Origin of the sequence: Rufibacter sp. LB8 (assembly GCF_014876185.1) — a bacterium.
Taxonomy (GTDB): domain Bacteria; phylum Bacteroidota; class Bacteroidia; order Cytophagales; family Hymenobacteraceae; genus Nibribacter.
The window spans coordinates 1,066,499-1,090,839 of sequence record NZ_JADALJ010000001.1 but is presented as its reverse complement, the minus strand read 5'-3'; the positions used below and the strand labels follow the sequence as shown (position 1 = coordinate 1,090,839).

General features: G+C 38.3%; 32 protein-coding genes. 31 read left to right on the top strand and 1 reads right to left on the bottom strand.

What is annotated here, in order from left to right; genetic code table 11:
• Positions 1-406 precede the first annotated feature (406 nt).
• The 31 genes from IMY23_RS04700 (at position 407) to IMY23_RS04550 (ending at position 22,588) form a co-directional block, all read left to right on the top strand.
• Complete coding sequence (locus IMY23_RS04700; RefSeq protein ID WP_192820976.1) at positions 407-814, top strand: hypothetical protein; 408 nt, start codon at positions 407-409, stop codon at positions 812-814.
• Positions 815-1,448: 634 nt separating this feature from the next.
• Entirely contained in the window at positions 1,449-1,847 is a 399-nt protein-coding gene (locus IMY23_RS04695; RefSeq protein WP_192820975.1) for a hypothetical protein, read from the top strand.
• 274 nt (positions 1,848-2,121) lie between these two features.
• Positions 2,122-2,538 carry a hypothetical protein gene (locus IMY23_RS04690; protein WP_192820974.1) on the top strand — a complete coding sequence of 139 codons (417 nt, stop codon included), beginning with the start codon at positions 2,122-2,124 and terminating at the stop codon, positions 2,536-2,538.
• Between the two features lie 89 nt (positions 2,539-2,627).
• Positions 2,628-3,194 carry a hypothetical protein gene (locus tag IMY23_RS04685; RefSeq protein ID WP_192820973.1) on the top strand — a complete coding sequence of 189 codons (567 nt, stop codon included), beginning with the start codon at positions 2,628-2,630 and terminating at the stop codon, positions 3,192-3,194.
• A gap of 510 nt (positions 3,195-3,704) precedes the next feature.
• On the top strand, positions 3,705-4,088 hold the full coding sequence (locus IMY23_RS04680; protein ID WP_192820972.1) for a hypothetical protein: 384 nt from the start codon (positions 3,705-3,707) through the stop codon (positions 4,086-4,088).
• A gap of 167 nt (positions 4,089-4,255) precedes the next feature.
• Positions 4,256-4,690: a hypothetical protein gene (locus IMY23_RS04675; RefSeq protein ID WP_192820971.1), complete on the top strand. Its 435-nt coding sequence runs from the start codon at positions 4,256-4,258 to the stop codon at positions 4,688-4,690.
• 102 nt (positions 4,691-4,792) lie between these two features.
• Positions 4,793-5,089 (top strand): hypothetical protein, encoded by a 297-nt coding sequence (locus tag IMY23_RS04670; protein ID WP_192820970.1) that lies wholly within the window; start codon positions 4,793-4,795, stop codon positions 5,087-5,089.
• Positions 5,090-5,208: 119 nt separating this feature from the next.
• Positions 5,209-6,069 (top strand): DUF6602 domain-containing protein, encoded by an 861-nt coding sequence (locus IMY23_RS04665; protein ID WP_192820969.1) that lies wholly within the window; start codon positions 5,209-5,211, stop codon positions 6,067-6,069.
• A gap of 97 nt (positions 6,070-6,166) precedes the next feature.
• A complete protein-coding gene (locus tag IMY23_RS04660; protein WP_192820968.1) occupies positions 6,167-6,724 on the top strand; it encodes a hypothetical protein in 558 nt (185 codons plus the stop codon).
• Between the two features lie 91 nt (positions 6,725-6,815).
• Positions 6,816-7,520 (top strand): hypothetical protein, encoded by a 705-nt coding sequence (locus tag IMY23_RS04655; protein ID WP_192820967.1) that lies wholly within the window; start codon positions 6,816-6,818, stop codon positions 7,518-7,520.
• 532 nt (positions 7,521-8,052) lie between these two features.
• On the top strand, positions 8,053-8,550 hold the full coding sequence (locus tag IMY23_RS04650) for a hypothetical protein (protein ID WP_192820966.1): 498 nt from the start codon (positions 8,053-8,055) through the stop codon (positions 8,548-8,550).
• 93 nt (positions 8,551-8,643) lie between these two features.
• On the top strand, positions 8,644-9,039 hold the full coding sequence (locus IMY23_RS04645) for a hypothetical protein (protein ID WP_192820965.1): 396 nt from the start codon (positions 8,644-8,646) through the stop codon (positions 9,037-9,039).
• Between the two features lie 571 nt (positions 9,040-9,610).
• Positions 9,611-10,120 carry a hypothetical protein gene (locus tag IMY23_RS04640; protein ID WP_192820964.1) on the top strand — a complete coding sequence of 170 codons (510 nt, stop codon included), beginning with the start codon at positions 9,611-9,613 and terminating at the stop codon, positions 10,118-10,120.
• Between the two features lie 184 nt (positions 10,121-10,304).
• Positions 10,305-10,700: a hypothetical protein gene (locus IMY23_RS04635; RefSeq protein ID WP_192820963.1), complete on the top strand. Its 396-nt coding sequence runs from the start codon at positions 10,305-10,307 to the stop codon at positions 10,698-10,700.
• A gap of 104 nt (positions 10,701-10,804) precedes the next feature.
• Entirely contained in the window at positions 10,805-11,281 is a 477-nt protein-coding gene (locus IMY23_RS04630; RefSeq protein WP_192820962.1) for a hypothetical protein, read from the top strand.
• 71 nt (positions 11,282-11,352) lie between these two features.
• Entirely contained in the window at positions 11,353-11,847 is a 495-nt protein-coding gene (locus tag IMY23_RS04625) for a hypothetical protein (RefSeq protein ID WP_181308331.1), read from the top strand.
• A gap of 17 nt (positions 11,848-11,864) precedes the next feature.
• Positions 11,865-12,362: a hypothetical protein gene (locus IMY23_RS04620; protein WP_192820961.1), complete on the top strand. Its 498-nt coding sequence runs from the start codon at positions 11,865-11,867 to the stop codon at positions 12,360-12,362.
• A 130-nt stretch (positions 12,363-12,492) separates the two neighbouring features.
• Positions 12,493-12,864 carry a DUF3592 domain-containing protein gene (locus IMY23_RS04615; protein ID WP_192820960.1) on the top strand — a complete coding sequence of 124 codons (372 nt, stop codon included), beginning with the start codon at positions 12,493-12,495 and terminating at the stop codon, positions 12,862-12,864.
• Between the two features lie 96 nt (positions 12,865-12,960).
• Complete coding sequence (locus tag IMY23_RS04610) at positions 12,961-13,524, top strand: hypothetical protein (protein ID WP_192820959.1); 564 nt, start codon at positions 12,961-12,963, stop codon at positions 13,522-13,524.
• 97 nt (positions 13,525-13,621) lie between these two features.
• Complete coding sequence (locus IMY23_RS04605; protein WP_192820958.1) at positions 13,622-14,185, top strand: hypothetical protein; 564 nt, start codon at positions 13,622-13,624, stop codon at positions 14,183-14,185.
• 89 nt (positions 14,186-14,274) lie between these two features.
• Positions 14,275-14,769, top strand: coding sequence for a hypothetical protein (locus IMY23_RS04600; protein ID WP_192820957.1), 495 nt, complete (start codon positions 14,275-14,277; stop codon positions 14,767-14,769).
• A gap of 577 nt (positions 14,770-15,346) precedes the next feature.
• Complete coding sequence (locus tag IMY23_RS04595) at positions 15,347-15,799, top strand: hypothetical protein (protein WP_192820956.1); 453 nt, start codon at positions 15,347-15,349, stop codon at positions 15,797-15,799.
• A 33-nt stretch (positions 15,800-15,832) separates the two neighbouring features.
• Positions 15,833-16,612, top strand: a complete 780-nt coding sequence (locus tag IMY23_RS04590) for a hypothetical protein (protein WP_192820955.1) — start codon at positions 15,833-15,835, stop codon at positions 16,610-16,612.
• 91 nt (positions 16,613-16,703) lie between these two features.
• Positions 16,704-17,171, top strand: coding sequence for a hypothetical protein (locus tag IMY23_RS04585; RefSeq protein WP_192820954.1), 468 nt, complete (start codon positions 16,704-16,706; stop codon positions 17,169-17,171).
• 93 nt (positions 17,172-17,264) lie between these two features.
• Complete coding sequence (locus tag IMY23_RS04580; RefSeq protein ID WP_192820953.1) at positions 17,265-17,762, top strand: hypothetical protein; 498 nt, start codon at positions 17,265-17,267, stop codon at positions 17,760-17,762.
• Positions 17,763-17,860: 98 nt separating this feature from the next.
• Entirely contained in the window at positions 17,861-18,232 is a 372-nt protein-coding gene (locus IMY23_RS04575) for a hypothetical protein (protein WP_192820952.1), read from the top strand.
• Positions 18,233-18,324: 92 nt separating this feature from the next.
• The gene (locus IMY23_RS04570; protein WP_192820951.1) at positions 18,325-18,831 is read left to right on the top strand and encodes a hypothetical protein; all 507 of its coding nucleotides are present in this window, start codon (positions 18,325-18,327) and stop codon (positions 18,829-18,831) included.
• A 76-nt stretch (positions 18,832-18,907) separates the two neighbouring features.
• Positions 18,908-19,315 (top strand): hypothetical protein, encoded by a 408-nt coding sequence (locus IMY23_RS04565; RefSeq protein WP_192820582.1) that lies wholly within the window; start codon positions 18,908-18,910, stop codon positions 19,313-19,315.
• A 100-nt stretch (positions 19,316-19,415) separates the two neighbouring features.
• On the top strand, positions 19,416-20,666 hold the full coding sequence (locus IMY23_RS04560; RefSeq protein ID WP_192820950.1) for a hypothetical protein: 1,251 nt from the start codon (positions 19,416-19,418) through the stop codon (positions 20,664-20,666).
• An 11-nt stretch (positions 20,667-20,677) separates the two neighbouring features.
• On the top strand, positions 20,678-21,550 hold the full coding sequence (locus IMY23_RS04555; RefSeq protein ID WP_192820949.1) for a hypothetical protein: 873 nt from the start codon (positions 20,678-20,680) through the stop codon (positions 21,548-21,550).
• A gap of 540 nt (positions 21,551-22,090) precedes the next feature.
• A complete protein-coding gene (locus IMY23_RS04550) occupies positions 22,091-22,588 on the top strand; it encodes a hypothetical protein (protein WP_192820948.1) in 498 nt (165 codons plus the stop codon).
• Between the two features lie 161 nt (positions 22,589-22,749).
• Here IMY23_RS04550 and IMY23_RS04545 read toward each other — a convergent pair whose 3' ends face one another.
• Positions 22,750-24,270 carry a glycoside hydrolase family 10 protein gene (locus tag IMY23_RS04545; RefSeq protein WP_192820947.1) on the bottom strand — a complete coding sequence of 507 codons (1,521 nt, stop codon included), beginning with the start codon at positions 24,268-24,270 and terminating at the stop codon, positions 22,750-22,752.
• Positions 24,271-24,341: the final 71 nt, after the last annotated feature.

Below are 24,341 nucleotides of genomic sequence, written 5' to 3'. Positions count from 1 at the left end.
TATATGTTCTTAGGAACCATGATGATGAGCTACGACGACAACTATGACGAGAGCAAAGGCGAGTATTGGAGTTTGGAAAGTATGACCGACTTCGACAAAGCAGTAGTGGTCGGACTTTACTTTTGGCACGCAGTAAACATCATTGGGATATGCTACCTCTTCTACAAATTTATAAAGGGAATTAGGCAGCGGACAGAAACTACTTTTACCGACAGCTAACAATATTTTTGGAAAGATGAAATTTCCGTTTTTGACCTGTTTTCTGGAAAAGAGGCTAAAAACAGAATTTAATAAGAAGAACTAACAGGAGATAGAAAAAACAACTCCTGCCAACAACGTGTAAACGCCAGCAGCGGCCGACGGCCTCGCCGTCGTTTACACAAGTACGTTCTCAGTAATTCATAGAATGAAAAATAAATTGTTAAAGCTATCCGAAGGTTGGACAATCAATAGAGATGAATTCTATGAAATAGACCCATTGGACAAATCTATTGACCCCGACTTTCTATTTTCTAATCTATACATACAAGAGGATTTGCTTTCAATTTCAAAATCAGATTACCATATGGACTTGGGTTGGTATGGAGAAGAGGAAGACGGATGCTTCTGCCTTTACCTTTATAGAGGAAACGATTGGAATAAATGTGAACTCTTGGAGAAAGTACAAACTAATCGATTTTCAGAAATTACTGAGAGAATAAACTCTATTTCAGAAAAAGTTGATAACGGAAGTTATTCAGCATTAGAAAATAAAATCGCCTCGATTGACAACTATTCTGACATAGAACAATTCTCTATTCTAAACCATCAGTAAAAAAGAAAAAGAACTACTGAGAACAACAGCTAAACGCCAGCCTCGGCCGACGGCCTCCGCCGCCGTTTAGCCTAGCCGTTACCCGCAATTGTGAATATAAAAACCTCGGCTGCCCTAGTAGGAAATGTTAATCGCAGAGCAGCAGAAGTCAAAAAAAACATCTGCAAAAGCAGCAAAAGAATTTAATTAGCTTAGCAAAAGAGAGAAATCGCCGCCCGACTTTCACCGGCAGACGGAGCAGAAGAAGGCCGATTTGAAATGTCTGCGGCTCACACCGGCCCTTGGCCACCGTTTTTTGACCGTTTTCGGGAAGGCAAGCTGCATACAGGCCATGCGTGGCTTATGTTGCAGAAGAGATACCGGTAAAAATGCGCACGGCTTCAAACGGCCCATTGGCCAGCGATTAATGGCCGGATTCGGGAAATCGAGGCAAAAAAGGGAAAGGGGCAAAAGCGGCAGAAGCGGCAGACGCAAAGAAAACAACAGCGGGTAACAATGGCTAAACGCCAGCCGGGTTTTCATCAGGCGGCGGGCGCAGTTGCTTTCTTGGGCCGATAATGGTAAGTTAAAGGATAATCAGGCAAGGCTCCCGGCCGTCGCTTAGCCGGAACCGTTAGGCGGCAACTATAGAAAAATGAATCAGCTTTTTAATAAGTTTCTAAAAAAGAAAGTTTTGAATCAAGAAGAGATTCTAAATCTATCAGTTGAATTAGCGCTTGAATGGGAACAGAATTGGAACCAACCGATTCAAGCTAGGCTAACAAAAAAGCTGCCTTCCTTGACCGCAATAGAATTAGATGAATTAAATAGAAAGAGCAAAGAAGTTCTATCGACTGGATTTGAAATAATAAGAACCACTTTAGGAAAATTGACCGACAAGGGAGAAACAATAAAAGAAAAGGATTTGAAGGCGGACTTTGAAAGGGAATTAACTGCCTTTTACCCGTGGATAAGCCATGCGAATATTAAAAGTATTTGTAACCAGGGCCTGTATTACAGTTGGAAAGATGGACTTGGTGAATGTGTAAAATAAAAAGTCGCCGCCTAACAATGTATAAACGTCACCCTTCGGCCGACGGCCTTGCGCGTCGTTTATACTAACCGTTAGTTCTAATTTACAATATTTTACCGCTGCGCTAACTCGGCAGAAGAAACAGCAGAAGCGGCGTCCAAGGGCGGGCAAAGGCTTGGAGCTGAGCGGAAACTAGAACGCGGGTAGAAAAACTAGAACTAACAACGCATAAACTTCACCTCGGCCGACGGCCATCGGCGTCGTTTATACCAGGCCGTTAGCAGTAATTAGAAATATGAAAGAAACAGTTTTAAGGGACTACTTAGAAAACAGGGTTCCAGTAGAAACCTTAGCTGAAAATGTCAAGAACACTCAAAAAAGAGCTACCTATGACACCACATCGGTGCAAGTAGAGCAAATCAAGGATGGCACGACATATCAGGTAAGAAAAGAACACCTGCTTAGATTGTGCAATGAAGTCTTGAATGGGAATCTAACACTTGAAGACATTAACTCGATTGCCCTGGCTCTGGTCTTCTCTGAATACTTTATTTGGGATACTAATACAGAGGAAGGCGAAATAATAGAAACAATAATCTACGACTGGGATAGTCCAGAGATTAACTTTCCACTAACTCCCTCAAATATGCAATTATGGAAGCATTATCTTGAGACAGGTAAGTATAAGTTGCGAATAAAAAATAAAGAATAACAACTGCTAACACTGCATAAACGCCAGCATCGGCCGACGGCCTCGCCGTCGTTTATACTAGTCCATTGGCTTTCATTAAAACTATAAAAATGAACAATAGATTATTAAGGTACTTTATATTTTTCACGACATCTTTAATGTCAAGCTGTGCTGCAAGTAATTATGTATCACAGATAAAACAAGCTGAATTACCTCGCCTGGGACTTCAGTACAATATACAGGAAGTTGAGATTATAGATAGCAGAAGTGACCAGAAGACAGAGGACATTAAATTACCTGTTTTATCAAAGCCTAATTCCTTAATAAAGCATATACCAGCTTTAACAGTTAGCCATAAAGAAGTTCTGGAAAAAGTGATTAGAGAAAACACAACCGCTTCCGGGGAATCTGTAAAAGCGATAATTGACATTAGTGAAAGTTACAAGGAGTTTTCATCTACTTGGAGTAGTGAAAAGGAAAAAAGCTTTGCACAGCTGAAAGTTAGCTTTATCAAAAAAGAGACTGGCCAGTTAATTAAAGGATGCGATACAAGTGGTGAGCTTTTTGTTCAATCAGCCGATGCTACTAACGAAAGAATGGAAGAGCTTTACAAATTGACACTTAAAAATGTCTTGTATAATTGCCTAAACTCAATGTCAATACAAGAGAAAAAATAACGTAAGCCAACATTGTGTAAAAATTATGCGTCGGCCGACGGCCTAGCACACTTTTTACACGAGTCCGTTAGGTCTAATTTTAAACATGAAGAACCGTTCTCGCTTTGCAGAAAAAAGAATCAGAAAGAGTCGCAGAAGAGGAAAAATTTGAATCAGCTAAAGTAGAAAGTTAGCTTAGCAAAAGTTGGGGAACGCCGCCCGATTTTGACCAGTGAAAGTGACAAAGAGGAATTGACGCTGCGTTTGCGCAAAAGAATTTATCTTCAATGCGCGCAGCCCGACTTTATAAATGCGTTTTAGGCCTCGTTTCCCAAAATGAGGCCAAAACCAGAAAATGCGGATCGCGCCAGGAAAGCTGATTAGCGGCTCTTTTCTGGAAATCAGGCAAAAACTAGAAAAAAGACGAGCAGTCTTTGTAGAAAAAAAACTAGACCTAACAACGTGTAAACCTCACCTCGGCCGACGGCCTTCGGCGTTGTTTACACCAGTCCGTTGGCAATCATTTAAAGAATGAAAGAACAGAACCAAAATGCTGTCTTAGAAATAGACCATATAATCCGACAGAATCTTTGGTTCGACTTCCATGTGCTGAGCTATGACGGTAATAGCTTAATAATTGGCGGAAGCACCGACCTTTCAATTTCTCATACATTAGAAATTGTATTCGACGACGTGTTTTTTGTAAAAGCCTATTTCGAAGGCTGGCATACCGACACTAAAAACACTGTAATCGAAATTCCGACAGGTAATACTCAAATAGAATTGAACAAAAAGTATGAAATTGAGCAGGGTTATCAACTGTTTATCATTCGGACGGAAGATTACAAAAATGATGTTTACATTGCCGCCAGTCGGATAACTTATAAAACCGACACAGTTAAATACGCTGAATAATCATTCTTGTTTTTGGCCTGTTTTTAGAAAATTAGGCTAAAAACACGCATTTAATAAAAAAAAAACGTTTGCCAACATTGTGTAAAAATTATGCGTCGGCCGACGGCCTAGCACACTTTTTACACGAGACCGTTATGGGCAAGGCAAAGTATTAAAAAAATAAAGAAGTGAACAAACTCGCGATTACCGATAATATATTATCCTACGAAATTGACCCAGAAAATAAATGGTCACTTGAAATTGACAAAATCAAATTCATTGGAGAATACACGACTTCCGCGGGCCCAATGGCCGATGATTGGTTCTTCGTATTTGCCGACTCTGTTGACCAATGGTGGCAAGTTCCCGCACTTGCGGTTGACCATAACAATTTTTGGACTGACATTGGAAAGAAACTCGACAGTGAAATAGCTCCAAATCTGTTTGCCTCGACAAGCTGGGCGACAAGTATAATCTATCCAAAAAGCCTAGAAAAGCAGGAATTATTCGTGGTTGTAAAAACTGAAGAAGAGAAACCTAGAACATTTTGGCAAAAGTTATTTGGAAAAGGAGGAGCTAATACCAAACTTGAATTAACAGATAAGGTGAAGCAACTCTTCTGATGTAATAAAAAGCCCAGCCCATAACATTGTGCAAACGCCAGCTTCGGCCGACGGCCTTCAGCCGCCGTTTGCACGAGTCCGTTAGGTGTAATATAAATTATAATGAATACCGAAATAGATGTAAAACTGATACTTAGCGGAGTCAGAGCATTATGGGGAAATGTACCTAATTCATTAAGGTCTGTTTCTATAGAGTTGAACAATGAAAAAATAATCTGGAAATGTGCATTCGACCAAAATGCGACACAGGAAGATTTTGAACTACTTTCTGATGCTGCTGGTGAAGTAATAGCCGATTTTCCAAATTACGGATTAGAAGAAATTTCAGAAACAATTCAACTCCCTGATAAACCTGAATTTTTATCAAACCTTATCTTCTTAAGGAATGGAAAAGGCTAAAATTGAAAAAATACTAACACCTAACACTGTATAAACGCCAGCTCCGGTCGACGGCCTCCGCCGCCGTTTATACTAGTCCGTTGGGCATAAGCAAATAATTAATATGGAGTTTTTTAGATATGAGTAATAAAATACAACAAGCTATAATTCTTGAAAAGATTAATTATTTAAAACTCGCTTTTAATGAAGTGGCAACGTCAGTATTTTGGGACGAGAAAACCAAGAGCTTGAAGCACCCTGGTGAATATGGAATGTATAGAGAAGTTATAATCAAAGAATTTCTAAAATCTGTTGTGCCTCAAAAGCTAAGCATTGGCAATGGTTTTGTAATAAACAGTAATGAGGAAGTCAGTACGCAATGTGATATTATTATTTATGATAAAGATAGCACTCCTCTGATTGAAGATTCTGAAAGGCAAAAGTTTTTTCCTGTAGAAACGATTATTGCTTTAGGCGAAGTAAAGTCTAATTTATCAAAAGTACAGTTGAAAGTAGCTTTGAATAAATTAGCTAGAACAAAAAAACTTAGAGAACACATTACAGAACCTTCAACAATTAGAAAGATTGTAGATGGAGACTTCGACCCAATAAATTGTCCGTATGATAATATATTTAGTTTTATTATTTGCAAAAAATTAGATTTTGATTTAAAAAATATAGCTAATGAGATTGATACTTTGTATGAATCAGATATAATGCCATGGCAAAAACATAATTTAATTTTAAGTCTTGATGATGGTTTAATAACCTATATTTTACAAGTTGGAGAGAAAGACAGAGTATTTTCTTACCCCTATGTAAAAGGACAATCTAATCATGCATCATTTGTTACTAATAATACAAATAATGATGCACATATTTTGCTCTTTTCCACTATGATGTTTGGTAATACATCTTCCATTAGTACTTATCTTCCAGATTTACAATGTTATTTATCTTATCAACTTGATTACAATTATGTAAAAAAGGGTAAAGAATAAAGTAAAAAAATGCCTTTGCCCAACAACAACTAAACGTCAGCCTCGGCCGATGGCCTCGCCCGTCGTTTAGCCCAATACGTTAGCACAAATTAGAAACATGAATAAAAGAGAACAGGTTTGGCTGGGGATTTTTCTAGTTATACCATTGATTACAGCAAAGGCATTCGCTGATGCTTTTGCACCTGATGAAAAAATGGGGTTTCTCTATGACATCCTTTTTGGATTTGTAGGGGTCTTATTAGGATATGCTGTCTATTACTTCACGAAAGAAGCAAAGACCAAAGTGAGAGGCGTTTTTGCTGGCTTAGTCATTATAATTTTTATACTTTCCATAGCTTTCTCGACAAATTCCAATGCTTACCCTCAAACATGCCAGGTATGTGGATATAAAGCAATTGAGAAAAATGACCCTGTTTGCGGACATTGCTTTGAAGAAATTTCAGAGGAAAGAATGAAGGAAAAAGGCTATAATAGAATTGCTGAACTGGTTTACGCAAGACAGCTTTATGTTTTCTACCAAGATTCAGTTGAGCAAGTGGACTTTTATAAACCTGAAGTTTCTGAAGATGGATATGAAAAGGACAAGCAATGGAAGCCTATTATAGATAAAGAAGACCTCCTTGATTTAAGAAATGGAATAAAAGCAGAAAAATAACTTGTGCTAACATTGTGTAAAAATTATGCGTCGGCCGACGGCCTAGCACACTTTTTACACCAGGCCGTTACCAGTAATTTAATAAAATAAAATGACACAAAAATGTATAGATAGATGGTTGCTTGCTCTTAGCTGTGTTTGCGTCTTGACAATTTTACAAATAAACTTCTTTCAATTCCCATTCAATTGGTTAAACCTGAGTGATGAAAATATTGATAAAACAAATAATATAATATTTAGCATAGCAACAAGTATAATTGCAGGCTATATCTTTTATGTTATTAACTTTCAGATTGCGAACTATATGCGTGAAAAAAAGACGCGCAAACTGATTCATAATTACCTTGTTGATATAATTACTCAAATGAAAGTTGGTCAACTATATTTACACAAGACCTATAATGCCAAAATAAGTTTTGACAATTTGTCCATTAGCGACTTTACAGGTATAACGACATTAAAAAATTCACCGATTAACTTTTCTTACCAACAAATTAATACTCAAGGGAATTTAGTTCACCATACAACTGGGGCATTATCAGAAGTTGACCTTTTTTATGAAGAAATGGAATTAGTAAAGAAGAATATACAGATGATATACTCATTCCCTTATATTTCGACTTTAGATTATAATCTGTTAAATATATTACATAGAATTCAAGCTGGATTCTTCTACTTGGGGGTTCAAAATATTAGTAATGGATTCTCATATGTAAACTTTAACATGTACGCCTTTGAACATTACCAGAATTTTAGAGAATTAAAAAAGTATGTTGAGCCAAGGCAAACTCAGTAAAAAAACTACTGGTAACATTGTGTAAACATCATGCCACGGCCGACGGCCTCGCACGTTGTTTACACGAGTCCGTTGGCGGTCATTGTAAACATAAGTTCTCGCGGCGGCCAGCAAAAAAATCAGCAAACCCGACAAAATGAATCAGCTAGAGTTGAAGAAATATACCAGCAGAAGAATTAAGTTAGCATATAAAAAGCTGGTGAACGCCGCCCGACTTTGACCGAGAAATGTTGCAGAAGAGGAATTGACGCAAAATGCTTGCAGAGAATTTATCTTCAATGCGTTCAATCCGACTTTTGGAATGCGTTTTCGTCCTCGTTTTCCGAAATGAAGCCATAAACGGACGGACAGCAAAAGATTCATTTTCGCTCGGCAAGCTGTTTTCGGGCTGTTTTCTGAAATCAGGTCAAAAGCAGAAAAAATACGCGGGGAAAACAAAAGAACAACGTCCGCCAACAAAAGCTAAACGTCATCTCGGCCGACGGCCTTCGCCGTCGTTTAGCCCAGACGTTAGGGGCAATAAGTAAATAAAATGAAGAAATATATCTCTATACTGTTCGTCTTTACATCGCTTTTTGCCTACGGACAGAAGAAAAGCGACATATACAGGGATATAGAAAAACAAAAGCTTGAAGTATTTCTCGACAGCATCAAATCAACGATTCTCAGCGATACTGTCAAGTTCTCCAGGAGCGACCTGATACACTCCGCAGGGATAACCCAAAATAAAAAGCTGAATTCCCCTTTGTTTATAGTAAATGGCAAATTCTCCTATAAAATAGACATCGTAGAGGGTAAGGAAGTGCTCAAGTTTGCCGAAGGGATACTTAATGTGAGCAAAGTAGAAAGTGTTACAGTTGTCCAGCCAAAATACTCTCAGGCGCTTTATGGAAGCTTGGGAACAGGAGGAACAATACTAATAACCTTAAAGAAAAAAGCAGACTTTGACCCAGAAGTAGCTGGACTAACTTTAACAGCCAAAAATAATTTCGACCAGAGAAAACCTGGAGAATTAACTATAAGACATTAAAAAATTACAGCCCCTAACACTGTATAAAAATCATGCTTCGGCCGACGGCCTCGCACGTTTTTTATACCAACCGTTAGCGGCAAGCAATAAAATATGAAATCTGAGTTACTCTACAAGCTAGTTTTTATTTGGTCACTCTTTACTTTAATGGTTAATGCCTATTATGCTATTTCAGCAGAAGTAGGAAGCATGCTATTATTCGGCTTAATAATATTTGAAGCAATCGTTTGTTGGATAGCCTACAAATTGATTAAAGGAAAGAAATGGGCATTAGTAACCCTAGTTATTATTTATGGACTTCAATCCGTAAATATATACACCGACAACCTGAAATTCTTTACGAAGTCTGGATACAATATCGAACTAGCAATAAGCGATTGGATTAGCTTCAATGTCTTCTCGCTACTGATTCTTATCTTACTGGCAAATGATTGGTATAAAAGAAAAAAGATAAATATTGGATTTCAAACGGAAGAGGTCAATAATTAAAAAATGCCAGCCGCTAACAACACCTAAACGCCAGCCTCGGCCGACGGCCTCGCCCGTCGTTTAGCCTAACCGTTGTGCGCAAGTGAAATAATGAATTGACAACTTGAACTGCAGAAAAAATTATCATCAAGAGTAGCAGAAGTTCAAAAATAAAATCGGTTAGCGTGGCAAAAGCCGCAAAAGAAAATCAGCAAGATTTTTTAAATTAGCTTTACAAAAGAAATTGAACGCCGCCCGACTTTGACCAACGAATGTCGCAAAAGTAGCAGAAGAGGGATTGACGTTGCGTTTGAGCAAGAACGGACGCAAAATGCTTGCAGAACCGACAGAGTGAAATGCGTTTTCGGCCTCTTTTTCGGAAATTAGGCCAAAACTGGACGGACAAATAAAAAAGTCATACGCTCCGATTTTCTGTTTTCGGGCTGTTTTTCCAAAATCAGGTCAAAAACAGAAATAATATAAAGCGCGGGGAAAAGTAAAAGAACACCTCCGCACAACAACGTGTAAACGCCAGCATCAGCCGACGGCCTTCGCCGCCGTTTACACAAGTACGTTAGCGGTAAGCATAAATATGAAATCATATATCAAAAGAACAATCATATTGTGCTTGCTTATTGCTCTTATATCTTCATGTAGGACAAGCAAAGACTTTTTAGGCTACTATTCAAGTAACTTTGGAGTAAGCGGATGGTTCATCACAGAGTTGCAGCTAAACAACGATTCTACTTTCAATTACCGATTCTCGGGCGATTTATTTATTGATGAGTCAAAAGGTGCATATGATTTCCATAACGACACTCTTTACCTAATGTTTGCCCCTAAACAAACAGATGAATTTACATCATCGCTGCCCGACTCTGTGCAGCAGAAATTTAGAGGGCTAGAAGTTCCAAATTACGCTGCATCAGAAAGGCCGGGAAGATTGCTCTATAAAAACGGAAAACTCTTTGAGTTAAACTCAAAAGGGAAAGTAGTTAAGAGAAAACAAAGCAATATAAGAAAATGGATACTTTGGGGAGACACAAATATGAAGGACAGAAAGTATTTCTTAGAAAAAAGAACCAACAAATCGTTAAAATAAAAAATGCCTACCGCTAACACTGTATAAAAAACATGCTTTGGCCGACGGCCAAGCACGTTTTTTTATACTAACCGTTGGCAGTAATGGAGATAATGATTAATTAAGAAGCCAGAACTGAAACATGCAACCTTATTGCACTTTCTGATATCATCTAATTAAACAGCTGATTTTGAAGTAAACAATTATGAGAAAAGAAATAGTAGTAATAGTTGCGTTGTTGTGTACAATAATAGCAACAAGTTGTGAGGACAACACTCCACAAGCAAATCCAATAATTGGCAAATGGAAATATGTAAAAACCAATGACCCCATGACAGGAAATCATTTGGTACCTACAAATGAGCAAAGCATGGTTGAGTACAGAAAGGATAAAACGAGCATCTCTTACGATTATTCTGGAGTAGAAACGGCAAGATGTAATTACGACATAACCGATTCAAGAATCATAATATTTGGAGAAAACCTAAATGGGGAATCATGGAGAAATGAAGCCAAATATTGGTTTAAAGACGATACTCTAGTTGTCCGTGCAGATGGGGGATTTGAATATTACGATGATTATTGGGTTCGCACCAAGTAATGTTTAGGAAAAACCACTCCTGCCAACAAGGTGCATAAGGCATGCTCCGGCCGACGGCCTTGCACGTCTCATGCACGAGGCCGTTGGCAGTAATTATAAAAGATATGGAATTAGATAATCCAATTGAACATCTTAAATATTACTTATCCGAAAACATTAATGATGATTGTGGTGCTTGGGAATATGAACATATCCCACATTTAGAATCAGTTGTTGGAAGCTTAACTGAAAAACAATCCGAAGAATTCAGTCGAGTTATTTGGGATTGGCCAAATAACTTCCTTTTTGAACTTGCTAGCCCTATTCTTTTTGGAGGAAACAAATATCTGCGGCAAGATTACCTTTTTTGTAAAATTTTTAGTGAAGTTGAGCAGTCAGACAACCTAGATTTCCTTTCACAAAATTTAGGAGCCTGTTTCTATTCACTTAGTCCAAATGAATACGATATTGAAATGTTGCAAAGAATCAAATTAAATCTCTTGTATGTTTTTGAAAATGAGACAGACAATTATTGGATAAATAATTACAAAGAATTGCTTGAGGTAATTGATAAAAAAATAACTTCTGCCAACATTGTATAAAAATCATGCTTCGGCCGACGGCCTCGCACGTTTTTTATACTAACCGTTAGCGGTAATTTAAAAAAAATAATATGGAAAATAGTGAAGTTAAAAACTCATTGGACAGGTTGAGTCAAGAAATAGAAAAAGAATTCGATACAGTAATTCTTCGTAAAATGTTTGCTAAAAAAACCAGCGGACTTTTTAGGACTATTTACCCAATCGAAAGTTCAAACCTAACTGGGAAAGAAAATAATGTTTTTGGGCCAAGTTTCCCAAAATTAAAATCTTTCAACGATAATGATGTAACATATGCTTGCTTAGTTTTAGTAGCAGTAAATGACCAAGGCTTTATTTATAATAGAAACCTTCAAACAAATAAGTCCTCATTTAATGACGTTATCAACTTTTGTTCAAAAGATTTAGGATTAAAAGTGTATGATGGAGGCCAAATAAAGATGAGTTATGCAATGTCAAGTGGAATGGACACTAACGACATCTATTCAACTAGCGACACATTAATTTCTGATGACATCTATTCCAAACTCGGAAGTGTTGCATATAGAAGAGTTTTATATTATTTATAACCTTAAAAACCAAAAAAATGGGACTATTTGATTCGTTTCTCAAAAAAAAGCAACCTTCAATAGAGGAAATATTAAACATAAATATTGCTGAAATATCAAAACTTGTAGAAAAAGAATTCAATACTAAAGTGCTAAAATATGGAGTTTGCAAAGAAGAAGACGGCAAATTTAGAGACCTTTTTATGTTTAAGCCCTATTCAGCAAAATACCTTTGTTACTTATATATTCCAATAGATGAAAACAATTTTGTAATTACAAATAATTATTACAAGAATAAAAAATCAGTAATTTCTTTTTTAAACCCAGGCTTTCATGCAGGTGACTTTAGAGAAGATATAGAGGTTTGTAGCTTCATCCAAAGAGCATTTGGGGGAGGAAATATAGATAATTTTGAAGAGGAAGTTATAAATCACCACAGTGATAAAGCTAATATTGTAGAGGATATAGACAAAATTGAAAATGTTAGATATAGAGCAATTTCATATTTTGTTAATGACAACTTTTGCACTCTTTAATATTATAACCTAATAATTTATGAAATTAAGAAAAAAAACTACCGCTAACATTGTATAAAAATCATGCTACGGCCGACGGCCTAGCACGTTTTTTATACTAGACCGTTGGGTGTAATCAATAAATTGGGAATTGAAAAAAAGATATTTATTTAAAATTGCAGGAATAGAGTTTACAACTTACCGATTGATAATGACTGTTTTCTTTTCAGCAGTTACAATATGGGGAGTAAAAAATTACCTTTATAAAGAAAAAGCTTTCGAGGATTCAGGAGAAACGACCGGAACAGTGACCTACCTTCAAAACTCAAAAGGAGTTAGGGTTTCGCTTTATCCTTATATCCGTTACGAATATCAAGTATACGGACAAAAGTTTAAAGGGAGTCAAAAGTCAGAAGAAGAATTAAACCCAAAAATTGGGGACTGCATCAAAATAACTTACAGCATAACCGACCCCAACGTGTCAAAAATCAATTTTAGTGCTGGCATAGTGAAATGTGAATAAAAATGACTACACCCAACATCGTGTAAAAGTCATCTCCAGCCGACGGCTGTCGCCGTCTTTTACACTAGACGTTGGCACAAATAGATAGAATTAATAATGAATCACATCGATAGAATAAAGGAAATCTGTGGTCAAGCCGCTGAACCTCTTATTGAAGTATCAAGAAACGGGATAAAAAGCTATCAGACGTTTGAAGTAGATTGTAAAGATTTAGAAGATTACAATCATATCGACATTAGGGATTCAGAAAAATTCAAAGAAACATTCAGCCAGCTTAAGAAAGTTACAGGCCCAGTTCTTTACTGGTTTGAAATAATTTCTGATATAGACAATCAAGCAATTATTGCTGAACTAACTAAATATATCAACTTAGGTGATTATAAGTCGGTACCTGCCCTTAAAAAGACGCTAAACTTTGATACCAGAGCTTTATACGTAGGGAAAGTAAAAACGCAGTTCTGGGGCAGACTAATCCAACATTTAGGTTACTACAAAGTTAAAGCGACTCAAGGACTTCAGCTCTACTACTGGGCAAAAAATCTACCGATTAAATTCAAAATCCATGTTTATGAATTTGAGAAGAACATGGCGGACTTGATGCCAATTGTAGAAAACGCATTAGCAAAGGAGTTAAAGCCACTAATAGGGAAGCATAAATAAAAACTACTTGTGCCAACATTGTGTAAAAGTCATGCGTCGGCCGACGGCCTTGCACGTCTTTTACACGAGACCGTTGGGTGTCATTATAAATTAAGAAATGAAAAAATATATACTCGTTGTTGCTTTAGCTACTTCATTCCTTGGCTGCAAACCTGCACAAAGAATATCACCTATTGAGGCCGTAAATAAACTTGGCCCCAATCCTCACTTCATTATAGACGGACAGGCATCTGATAAATCTGCAATGCAAACAATGGAAGCTGAAGATGTTGCCTCTTTAACAACTTATTTTGGAAAGGACGCAACAACCCGATACGGAGACAAGGCTAAAGATGGAGCCGTTGAGATTGAAACTAAAGCATTTGCTAAGGTTAAGTACCAGAAGGTGCTGAAAGAAGCAAGTAGTGATTATAATAAACGACTTGAAGTTGAAGGAAGTGATGACAGTTTCCAATATATCCTGAATGGAAAAGTCTTAACAGATAATTACGCAGGTGACTTGGCCAGCATAACACCCGACTTGTTAAAAGAAGTAAAGGTTGTTTGGGGTGACGAGCTTAATAGCAATTTCAATGCAAACGGGAAAAAAGCTGTAGTTATCATTGTCGCATCGCCGCCCAAAAATCTCTACAACGGCAAGGAAAAATTCAACCAAAAATAACGTCACCCAACATTGTGTAAAAAATATGCGTCGGCCGACGGCCTAGCACACTTTTTACACGAGACCGTTGGGTGCAAGCGAAGTTATAAATGAAGATTAAAGAAATCCAAACAGACTTATTTGCTGATTACTTCCAGTTCTACCTACTAGATGAAGAATTGGAGGGGGATTTATCTGATTCTTGGACTCAGGAAGCTTGTGACCGATTTTTAGCTTTAGCTCAAGGTACAATTGGGGTTGGAACTGTCAGAAATATGGATGTACCTGTAACGATAGAAATATTCAATACAGAACCAAAACTTCCCCTTGATTTAACTCCATACGACCAAATAAATGAATGTGATTTAGAATTACCATCAGGAAAATTAGTCATCTCAGGATGTACTGAATATTTCCCAGATGCCCAAAGGATTGAACTAGAGAAGGGATTGTATAGAACACGAATTTATTACGGTAATTTGGACAAACTCAGCGAAGATGGATTAGATGGAGAGGATTTTTACCACCTCCATTTATGGCTTTCTAATAATAAAGCAGAATTGAAAATAATAAAACAAAAAACGCCAGCACCTAACAAGGTATAAACGGCATCTCGGCCGACGGCCATCGTCGCCGCTTATACTAACTGTTATGTGCAATTGTAAACATGGCTCGTAGCTGGCCATTCAGCGATTCTCAAAAAGTGAAAAGAAAAAACTGAACGCAAATTCTGGAAGCAAAACGTAATCAAAACGAGCAAAGGAATTAGATTACCTTGGCAAAAGTTTGCAAACGCACCCCGACTTTTATCGGCAAAAGTTGCAGAAGAGGAATTGTCCAGGCGTTTGAGCAAAGACGGACGCAAAATGCGTTCAACGCGACGACTCGAAATGCGTTTTCGGCCTGATTTTCGGAAATCAGGCCGAAAACAGGACGGAAAAAGAATTCGCCTAAAGCTTCGTTTTTGCGTTTTCGGGCTCTTTTTCCAAAAACAGGCCCAAAACAGAAAAGCAAAAAGTAGCAGCTTGGCCAAAGAAAAGAAACAACTGCACATAACAACACCTAAACGCCAACTCCGGCCGACGGCCATCGCCGCCGTTTAGCCAAACCGTTAGCAGTAATTAATAAAAAAAAACGGTAAGCTGAAAACGTTAGAGTAAGCATGAAAATTAACTTAAAGATATGTTTGACACTTTCGAGCCTTTTAAAAAATTAAAAAAAAAGACATTCACCTTTAGTCCGAAAAGATACGAAATATGGTTAGAAGGCAAATTAGTTAAATCGGGAAATAGTGAACTACCTATTTATTTTACAGTCATCACCCAAGACGGGGAAGAAACTTATAGAATAACAGTTTATGACAATTTATTGTTTGACCAAATTGCTAATCAATTTATTTTAGATGAATTCATAACTTCAAATGATAGATTGCAAATTGTAACATTACCAGCAGAAACAAATACAAACTGCATGGGAATATTGGGTTTAAAAATGGCAATTGGCGCTACTAGACATAAAAAAGATTTTGCTACTAACGAGCCTTATTGCTGTAATCTATTTTTTCAAGATAGTGAACCTGTTAAGGTAACTTTTTCCTTTAGCAAGCCTGAAAAATTGATAGAATTTTACAACTAGAAACTAAATAAACTTTTTATAAAATCACAATTTATGGCGACAGCTAATGAAATCTTCGACCAGGCTAATGTTTTATTAAAGCAAACAAAATTTACTGAAGCAAGCTCCTTATATATGCTCCTTATCCAAAATGGAGTTGAGGATGAAATAATATTTGCAAACAAAGCTGTATGCGATGGACAGACAAGAAATTTTGTAGATTCTTTTATTGCTAGTCATAATGCAATAAAAATAGACCCAAATTTTGCCAGTGCAATCAATTTAAGAGGTGTAGCAAATCAAATGCTTAACAACATAACTAAGGCAGAGTTAGATTATGAAAGAGCAGCCGATTTAGGAGACTCAATGGCTAAAAATAATGCAGTTCAGATTAAATACAAAAGACTAGGAGAATTAGAAAAAAAGATGGCTGGGGCTGCATCTGGAAACTTTAAACTAGACCTATCCAATATATTCTTTGTATCAAATTCTCACCAAAGATTAGAGAATGGAAGAATTGTTAGTGATAACCCGAATAGTGGCCGTGCAATAAGAATAGAAAATAATATTAATGGTGGACAAGGACATACTGTATCAATCTACAGTTTAGATGGCATACATCCAGTTTGGAAAAATTACTTACAAATGTCCCCAAAGCAAATGAAAGTTGTAAGTGAAATAAATAATAAAGTGTTGCTTGCTGGTTATGGCTCGGATACTAATGGTGAGTCTTTTGCAAATTATGAGTTAGCGATAAAGCACGATATTGGAGACATTGAAAGTATAGAATTAAAGATAAAAGATAGAAATATTGCAATTGTGTACAAAAAATAAAAACTGCTAACACTGTATAAAAATCATGCTTCGGCCGACGGCCTCGCACGTTTTTTATACTAACCGTTGTGGTGCATTTAAAATATAAAAAATGAGCGTTTCAAGGTCAATCAAAATAAGAGTAGTTACTAACCATAAAACTCTATCAGACCTCATCCGCGATTTCACCAATGATTTCTGGACTCTCAAAGACCAAAACGGAAAATTCTCTTCTATAGCGGTTAATGACCTTGACGACTTCGACTATAAAGTATTCTATGATGTAGAAGAAGTTTACAAAATACTGGACAATAGGGAAAGGAGCAACAAACTGAACGCTATTACATTTTGTGATAGGGAATACTTTGAATGTAACATTCTCCTGATTTACCCACTAGAGAATAAAAACAGTGGGTATGCAAAGCATTACGAATTGCACATTACCCCTGGAATCGGTAAAAGAATCATCGGCTCTGACAGGTACACTGACTATGGGTATTATTTGAATAACACATTACCAAAGCTGAAGGAAATTGGCTGTTATGTTTGTGAAGTAGAATGTCAGGATTTTGATAGCTAAAGCAGAAAGAAAAACGCACCACAACAACAGCTAAACGCCAGACTCGGCCGACGGCCTTGGCCGTCGTTTAGCTAAACCGTTAGCAATAAGAGAATGAAGAAAAGTTTACTATTCATTTATTCGATTTTGGTTTTCAGTCTTAGTGGCTGTTCATGGCTATCCAGTTTCTACATAATCAATAATACTCAAGATAAAATCATAATCACTTTCTCACTAATGCCAACTCAAAGAAGTGATTATGATTTTGCAATAAAGGACACCATTGAATTCTATAAGCTTAAAAAAGACTGGAAAGCGGAGGATAGTAAACTGACAAAGGACAGTTCTGGCGGTACATATTTAAAAGAAAACCGGGACGGACTAGAATATTATAAGATGATAATCAACCCCCATTCAGCGGCTTCAAGCGGAAGCAACTTGCCTAACTTCACCTTTCAAGAAGAATCTTATCGACACGAAATATTTAGCAATATCATAGAAATGCAAATCATTCGACAGGACACGAAAGATACAGTATGGCTCAAGCCTTCTTTTTTAGCTGATTTTTCTAAGCAGCTAGGTAAGTTTGATATAGCGCTTGTACTAGAATAAAAACTCCTATTGCTAACATTGTGCATAAGCCATGCTACGGCCGACGGCCTTGCACGTCTCATGCACGAGGCCGTTGGGTGTAACCAATAAAATAAAAATTGGAAAAGAAATACTTGTTCAAAATTGCAGGAATAGAATTCACAACTTATAGACTGGTAATGACTGTTTTCTTTTCAGCAGCTTTAATTTGGGGCGTAAACAACTACTTATATAAAGAAAAAGCTTTTAAGGATTCGGCAGAAACGACAGGGAAAGTGACTTTCCTTCAAAATTCAAAAGGAGTAAGAGTTTCACTTTATCCATTAATCCATTACGACTATCAAGTTAACGGACAAAAATATGAAGCTAGTCAAAAATCACAGGATGGCTTAAATCCAAATATTGGGGAATGCATTAAAATAACATATAGCAGAATAGACCCAAGCGTGTCTAAAATAAACTTTAAAGCTGGCGTTGTAAGCTGTAAATAAAAAAATGGCTTCACCCAACATTGCATAAAAATCATGCTACGGCCGACGGCCTCGCACGTTTTTTATACTAACCGTTAGCTGTTATTCATATTATGAATATAAAAGAGCAATATGATGCTAAAAGGAAAAACTTCATTGAGAAGTCACTGAGGTTTTTTGAATGCCTTTCAACGGACTACGGCTATGATAAACCGACGCATACCGAAAGTAAGCAACCGAATGGGGTTATTATTTATGACCAAATAGAATACATCAACAAAGCGGCTGAAAGGGTTGTAAGGGTCTCGAATGCCTATCATCCTGTAGACTATGGTTTTGAGATTAGAATAGTTAACACAACTCCACCTGAAACACACCTCGGCGGACAATTGGTTTATTTTGTTCTTAAAGAAGACCAGGACGTAGAACAGGACTATTTAGAGAAAGCGGCTTCCTTGTTGCTTTCGGATTTTGAAAAATATCTTACCGGCAAGGAATGGTTCCCAGTAAATGAATCAGAAAATTCTTCAAATCAAACAGATAATCAACAGGGGCAAAAAAGTAGTTGGTTAGAGGAAATAAAATTTATCTTTAAAAGAAGAAGAAAGAACAACAGCTAACAAAGGCTAAACGTCATCTCGGCCGACGTCCTTCGCCGTCGTTTAGCCAAGTCCGTTAGCGGTAAGGCATAGAAAAATGAAGAATAGACTCTTAACAATCTTATTACCGCTTTTTCTCTTTAGTTGCAATGAATCCAAAGAATTCAAAACGACAAAAGAAGAATCGACTAAGTATATAAGCGTGGAAATTAATACGCTTCTTGAAAATCCCAGCCGATTTGACGGAAAATATATAGAAGCAACGGGAATCTTGCTCTATGAATTTGAGAATGTTGGATTATATAAAACTCGGGCGGACGCAAACAGGAAAGATTCAAAAAATGCTCTTTGGACGGACTTTGAAGAAGGATTATTGCCTGAAGAAGAGCTGGAAAAGCTGAAAAATAAAAAAGTTATTGTTCGCGGACTGGTGAATTCTGCAAGCAAAGGTCATCTAATGCAATTCGCTGGGACTTTAGAAAAAGTAGACTATCTAAAATATTAAAAAAAGCCCTACCGCTAACAAGAGCTAAACGCCAGCATCGGCCGACGGCCTCCGCCGTCGTTTAGCCAAACCGTTACCTGCAAGCATAAAAAAGACAACCATGACAGAAAAGTTTGAACTACTAATAAGAAATTATAAAGCAGACCCCGAGAGTGTTTACAATACTTGGTTCGCCAATAATGATGAAAGACTAAAAGCTTTTCGTTCAATTCGCAGAGGGGTACAGCAGGTTATAAATGACATTAAGGATAAAAATTTTCCAAACGATTTTAAAGGAAGTTCCTTAGAGTTTGTTTTATCTTGTATTTCGGAGCAAAAGCAAGTTTTTGTTGGTGTCGCTCATCCCTTTTATTGGAAACCAAAATTAAGAATTCCGGACATTTATGAAAATGAAAAAAATAAAAACGATTTCGGACAATTTTTAGAAAACTGTTTTAATTACAACACAAAAGAAGATGCGATTTTAAAAGAAATAATAAAACTGGACCAACTTAAAATTAAAGGACTTGGTCCTGCGGTCGCAAGCATTTTGTATTTTTTGCATCCTACTACTATTCCACCATTTAACACTGCAATTGTCAATGGTTACAACACACTATTCAATGACAACAAAAAATTAGGTTCTTGGAATGAATATCTCAAACTACGAGAAACATTAATTGAAACAAATGAAAAACATAAATCTTTACTTTCTAACGACCTTGGTGCGTTTTCAGGGTTACTATTTGAAATAGGTGCAAAGAAAATGATTATTGGCGAAGAAAAATTTATAACAGAAGAAGACAAAATTAAATTTGAAAAGCAAGTAGAGAAAAGAAGGAAAGAAGTAGAGAGTGAGCAATTAGAAGTTGATGTACACACCGAAATGCAGTATCATTTACTGAAAATTGGACAAGCATTAGGTTATGATGTAATTAGTGCATCGAATGACCGATCTAAATCTCACCAAGGAAATAATTTTTCATTTTTAAGTTTATCTAATTTTCCTAAAATGGAAATTAGCAAAGAAACTTATAACACCGTTGGACTTATTGATGTTGTTTGGTTTGAGAAAGGGACAAACAAGCCAATTTGTGCGTTTGAGGTTGAAAAAAGCACTTCCATTTATTCAGGAATATTAAGGTTGACAGACTTATCATATTCTTTCACAGAAAGTGAACAACACCTATATATTGTTTTACCTAACAAAAGAGAAAAGGAAGTAGTAATGCAACTTTCTAGACCATCTATAAAAAGCAGTCAAACAAAAATTCAATATATTTTGTTCTCGGAGTTAAGAGAACATTGTGATGCACTTTGCAAATTTGGAGAAAGTCATAATATACTTAAGAAAATTGCGAGGACAGTTTAATAACAACAGAAATGCCAGCAGGTAACAGCACCTACAAGAAATTGGCGGTTCAGTGGTTAAATGAAGCTTTGTGCTTCGTATCAAGTTTAGTGCTGGCAGACAGTTTTGTGCTTCGTAATCGCCAACTTCTTGTAGCTGCAAACCGTTGGCAGAAATTAAATCTCAAAATCATGAAAAACATTTTATACTTATTAATAGTCGCTTTTCTATTACAAGGTTGTTTTACTAGGGACGAATCTATGGTCAATATCCCCTGCAAGCAAAATTGCGTGACGTTCAATATAACTGTCAATACTGGGCAAGGCTCACAAACCCCAGTACCAGGTGCTTCTGTAGAATTAGGTTGGAACAGCCCTGCTACACCTATAGGCAATCCAGGTAGATTAATCTCTAAAGGGAGTACGGATGAAAAAGGACGCTATACTTTTAGCTTTTCGCCTACAGCCAGAGAATTGGAGGAAGGGCAATACTACATATCCGTAAAAAAGGATAATAGCTACCATTATCAGTTTGACAGCCACTACGGTATCAACAAAACGGACACAACTGTAACGGCAAACGTACATTTACCCAGCAAGGCAACAGTTAAAGTAGTATTTAAGAATTTCAGTCCGAATTCTTCAGATGATTTTTTCCAGGCAATACCTTTGATTAACACATATGGCTCTGGCGGCATCCCAGTTGAGCAGATAAGCAGTAACCACAATTATTGGTTCTATGGTTCAGACCCTCCTTTTGCCAAATATGAAGTATCGGGCATTACAGCAGGTAACCAGTATACTCAGTTTATGATATTAATCAAGAAAAATGGACAAAGGATATCTAGAAGGGACAGTATCTACATAAAAAAAGGCGAAGTCGGAACTTTTGAGCTAGAATATTAACTACTGCCAACAATGTGCATAAGCCATGCTACGGCCGACGGCCTTGCACGCCTCATGCACGAGGCCGTTGGCGGTCATTGAAAGAACATTTTATCAGCTGGAACGGCAGAAAAACATCAGCAAGAGTGGCAGAAGTTCTAAAAAAAATCGTCTGGACTTGCAGAAGAAAATCAGCAGAGGATTTTGATTAGTTTAGCAGAAGTTGGGAACGCCTCCGACTTTCAGCCAATGTTGCAGAAGTGGAATTGACGTTGCGTTTGAGCAAGAATTGACGCAAAATGCGTGCATCACCGACGGACAGATTTGCGTTTTCGGCCTGTTTTACGGAAATCAGTCCAAAACTGGACTTGTAATCGGAATAATTCAAACACTCCGATTTCCTGTTTTCGGGCTGTTTTTCTGAAATCAGGTCAAAAGCAGAAAAAATACGCGGGGAAAATAAAACAACAACGTCCGCCAACATTGTATAAAAATCATCTCGGCCGACGGCCTTCGCCGTTTTTTATATTAGACGTTAGCTGGTATAGAAAGAATAAAAAAATGAATTCAAAAGACTCAAGCCTATACAAGATTCTTTCATTTGGGGTCGTGACTCTCATTCTTGTCGGACTTGTTCTTCTACTAAGCAATTTTCTAAAGTCCAACTTCGACTATCAAGGAGAAGCATTTTACAAAGGGCACGGTCACATAATAAGAGAAAACCCGACTAAAGGACTTGCATTTATAATTGGCGCCAATTTCGCACCTCCGATTCTTGCCACTTATCTGTTCTTTCAGCTATTTGAAAAATATGTCAAAGAATTAGCCTATAAAATTCTACGGGTTCTTATTCTCTTGATTACTTTCATCGTCTTGATATATGGGTTCGTGAAATCGGCAGAAACAACTGACTTTCACCTTATCGACAATGCAAGAACGGTAGAAATAGTATTAACATGGACTTTAAGGACAGCAGGGTTCTTTATCGGTTACCAGTTGACAAAATGGGAATGGTGGAACATTTTAAAAAGAAAAACTACACCAGCTAACATTGCATAAACGTCAGCTTCGGCCGACGGCCTTGCCGTCGTTTATACTAACCGTTAAGGAGAAAATAATACAAGATTCCATTTTCGGCTCCGTTTTCTGGAATGAGCCCAAAAACGAAAAAAAAGGAGGAGACCCTGATAGTCTTCTCCTTTTTTTGGATAAACAAAAATCTACAATGCCACTTCCTGCCATTTGCTTTCATTGCCTACGCGGTCAATGGCGGAGACGGCCACTTTAGACAGTGGGATTTGCGTACCGTCTGGTGCTTTGAAGGACCTACGCAGCACGAGGGAAGTGTCTTTGCGTGTAAGTACCTGATAGGTCCAGCGGTTGCCGTATTGCGAGTACACTACCCACTTGAAGGCGTCGGTTGGTTCTTGGGTTGACCAGGACACCTGCACGGAGTCACCTTGTACCTGGCTGCTGATGGTAGGGGAGGCCGGCGGGGTTTTATCTAGCCACGGCGAGGCCGGAACCAGCGCATCGGTTTTATAAGGACCGGCCAGCAGGGCTTTGGCCATTGGCGGGTTCTTAGTGAGCGACGAAATGCTCCAGTGCACCACGCCCTGGCTCTGGGGCAGCATGCCGCGGGCAATCATGATCTGGCTGGTGATTTCCTGTACGTTACGCGCGGTGCTGTCGCGGCCCACGCTAATGCCGGGCCAAAGGTGGCGCTGCAAAGTGTTTTCACCTTGCCACCAGCCTAACAATACGGGGTAACTCTGTTGAATCTGGTTGATTTTCCAGTACAGCTGCGGCGAGAAATAATCTATCCAGCCTTTGTTGAGCCACAGTTTGGCATCGGCGTAGAGCTTGTCATACTGGTCCAGGCCTTGAATGCTCTCGGGGTGGCCGGGGCGCCAAATCCCGAAGGGGCTCAACCCAAACTTCACATGCTTTTTCTCTTGCTTAATGCCCGTGTACAGCCGCTCTATGAACTGGTTCACGCTCTGCCGGCGCCAGTCGTTGCGCGCCATCTTTCCGCCCGACTTCTGGTAAGCCGCCCAGGTCACATGATCCGGGAAATCCTCTTCCTTGTTATAAGAAGAGTAGGGATAGAAATAATCATCGAAATGGATACCGTCCAGGTCATAGCGTTTCACCAGGTCCATGACCACGGCGTAGGAATGGTCCTGCGTGCCCTGGTGGGCGGGGTCCAGCCACCAATAGCCTTCTTTCAGGTAAAGGGCCAGCTCCGGCTTTTTCTTCACAATAGACTGGTCAGAAACCGGGCCGCCACTCACATGGTGGGCCCGGTAGGGGTTGAGCCAGGCGTGCAGTTCCAGGCCCCGGTCATGGGCGGCCTCAATCCAGAACTGCAATGGGTCATAAAACGGGTCTGGGGCTTTGCCCTGGGTGCCGGTGAGGTAATAAGACCAGGGCTCCAAACTGCTTTGGTAAAGGGCATCGGTTTGGGGCCTCACCTGAAAGATGACCGCGTTGAAATTATGCTGCTTCAGGAAATCCAGTAATTCTATGGCTTCCCGCTGTTGTTCCTGAGTGCTGAGGCCGGGTTTGCTGGGCCAGTTAATGTTGGCCACGGTGGCCACCCAGGCAGCCCTGAACTCAGAAGGCGCTTTTATAGGCTGAACGGGGGGAGCGGTGGTGGCGACGGGTGCGGTGGATTTACAGCCGGCCATCGCCAAGAGCAGCACCAGCCAGACACCAAATTTCAGAGGATTTGAAGACATCTTAAAATTTATTTAAAACTTTGAATCGCCTAAAAGTAGAACAAAATTTTAAAAACCACTATTACTTTCCC

Bases quoted from the DNA above. Each gene is read 5' to 3' on its own strand.
- IMY23_RS04700 (WP_192820976.1), top strand. From the start codon at position 407: ATGAAAAATAAATTGTTAAAGCTATCCGAAGGTTGGACAATCAATAGA.
- IMY23_RS04695 (WP_192820975.1), top strand. From the start codon at position 1,449: ATGAATCAGCTTTTTAATAAGTTTCTAAAAAAGAAAGTTTTGAATCAA.
- IMY23_RS04690 (WP_192820974.1), top strand. From the start codon at position 2,122: ATGAAAGAAACAGTTTTAAGGGACTACTTAGAAAACAGGGTTCCAGTA.
- IMY23_RS04685 (WP_192820973.1), top strand. From the start codon at position 2,628: ATGAACAATAGATTATTAAGGTACTTTATATTTTTCACGACATCTTTA.
- IMY23_RS04680 (WP_192820972.1), top strand. From the start codon at position 3,705: ATGAAAGAACAGAACCAAAATGCTGTCTTAGAAATAGACCATATAATC.
- IMY23_RS04670 (WP_192820970.1), top strand. From the start codon at position 4,793: ATGAATACCGAAATAGATGTAAAACTGATACTTAGCGGAGTCAGAGCA.
- IMY23_RS04665 (WP_192820969.1), top strand. From the start codon at position 5,209: ATGAGTAATAAAATACAACAAGCTATAATTCTTGAAAAGATTAATTAT.
- IMY23_RS04660 (WP_192820968.1), top strand. From the start codon at position 6,167: ATGAATAAAAGAGAACAGGTTTGGCTGGGGATTTTTCTAGTTATACCA.
- IMY23_RS04655 (WP_192820967.1), top strand. From the start codon at position 6,816: ATGACACAAAAATGTATAGATAGATGGTTGCTTGCTCTTAGCTGTGTT.
- IMY23_RS04650 (WP_192820966.1), top strand. From the start codon at position 8,053: ATGAAGAAATATATCTCTATACTGTTCGTCTTTACATCGCTTTTTGCC.
- IMY23_RS04645 (WP_192820965.1), top strand. From the start codon at position 8,644: ATGAAATCTGAGTTACTCTACAAGCTAGTTTTTATTTGGTCACTCTTT.
- IMY23_RS04640 (WP_192820964.1), top strand. From the start codon at position 9,611: ATGAAATCATATATCAAAAGAACAATCATATTGTGCTTGCTTATTGCT.
- IMY23_RS04635 (WP_192820963.1), top strand. From the start codon at position 10,305: ATGAGAAAAGAAATAGTAGTAATAGTTGCGTTGTTGTGTACAATAATA.
- IMY23_RS04630 (WP_192820962.1), top strand. From the start codon at position 10,805: ATGGAATTAGATAATCCAATTGAACATCTTAAATATTACTTATCCGAA.
- IMY23_RS04625 (WP_181308331.1), top strand. From the start codon at position 11,353: ATGGAAAATAGTGAAGTTAAAAACTCATTGGACAGGTTGAGTCAAGAA.
- IMY23_RS04620 (WP_192820961.1), top strand. From the start codon at position 11,865: ATGGGACTATTTGATTCGTTTCTCAAAAAAAAGCAACCTTCAATAGAG.
- IMY23_RS04610 (WP_192820959.1), top strand. From the start codon at position 12,961: ATGAATCACATCGATAGAATAAAGGAAATCTGTGGTCAAGCCGCTGAA.
- IMY23_RS04605 (WP_192820958.1), top strand. From the start codon at position 13,622: ATGAAAAAATATATACTCGTTGTTGCTTTAGCTACTTCATTCCTTGGC.
- IMY23_RS04600 (WP_192820957.1), top strand. From the start codon at position 14,275: ATGAAGATTAAAGAAATCCAAACAGACTTATTTGCTGATTACTTCCAG.
- IMY23_RS04595 (WP_192820956.1), top strand. From the start codon at position 15,347: ATGTTTGACACTTTCGAGCCTTTTAAAAAATTAAAAAAAAAGACATTC.
- IMY23_RS04590 (WP_192820955.1), top strand. From the start codon at position 15,833: ATGGCGACAGCTAATGAAATCTTCGACCAGGCTAATGTTTTATTAAAG.
- IMY23_RS04585 (WP_192820954.1), top strand. From the start codon at position 16,704: ATGAGCGTTTCAAGGTCAATCAAAATAAGAGTAGTTACTAACCATAAA.
- IMY23_RS04580 (WP_192820953.1), top strand. From the start codon at position 17,265: ATGAAGAAAAGTTTACTATTCATTTATTCGATTTTGGTTTTCAGTCTT.
- IMY23_RS04570 (WP_192820951.1), top strand. From the start codon at position 18,325: ATGAATATAAAAGAGCAATATGATGCTAAAAGGAAAAACTTCATTGAG.
- IMY23_RS04565 (WP_192820582.1), top strand. From the start codon at position 18,908: ATGAAGAATAGACTCTTAACAATCTTATTACCGCTTTTTCTCTTTAGT.
- IMY23_RS04560 (WP_192820950.1), top strand. From the start codon at position 19,416: ATGACAGAAAAGTTTGAACTACTAATAAGAAATTATAAAGCAGACCCC.
- IMY23_RS04555 (WP_192820949.1), top strand. From the start codon at position 20,678: ATGCCAGCAGGTAACAGCACCTACAAGAAATTGGCGGTTCAGTGGTTA.
- IMY23_RS04550 (WP_192820948.1), top strand. From the start codon at position 22,091: ATGAATTCAAAAGACTCAAGCCTATACAAGATTCTTTCATTTGGGGTC.
- IMY23_RS04545 (WP_192820947.1), bottom strand. From the start codon at position 24,270: ATGTCTTCAAATCCTCTGAAATTTGGTGTCTGGCTGGTGCTGCTCTTG.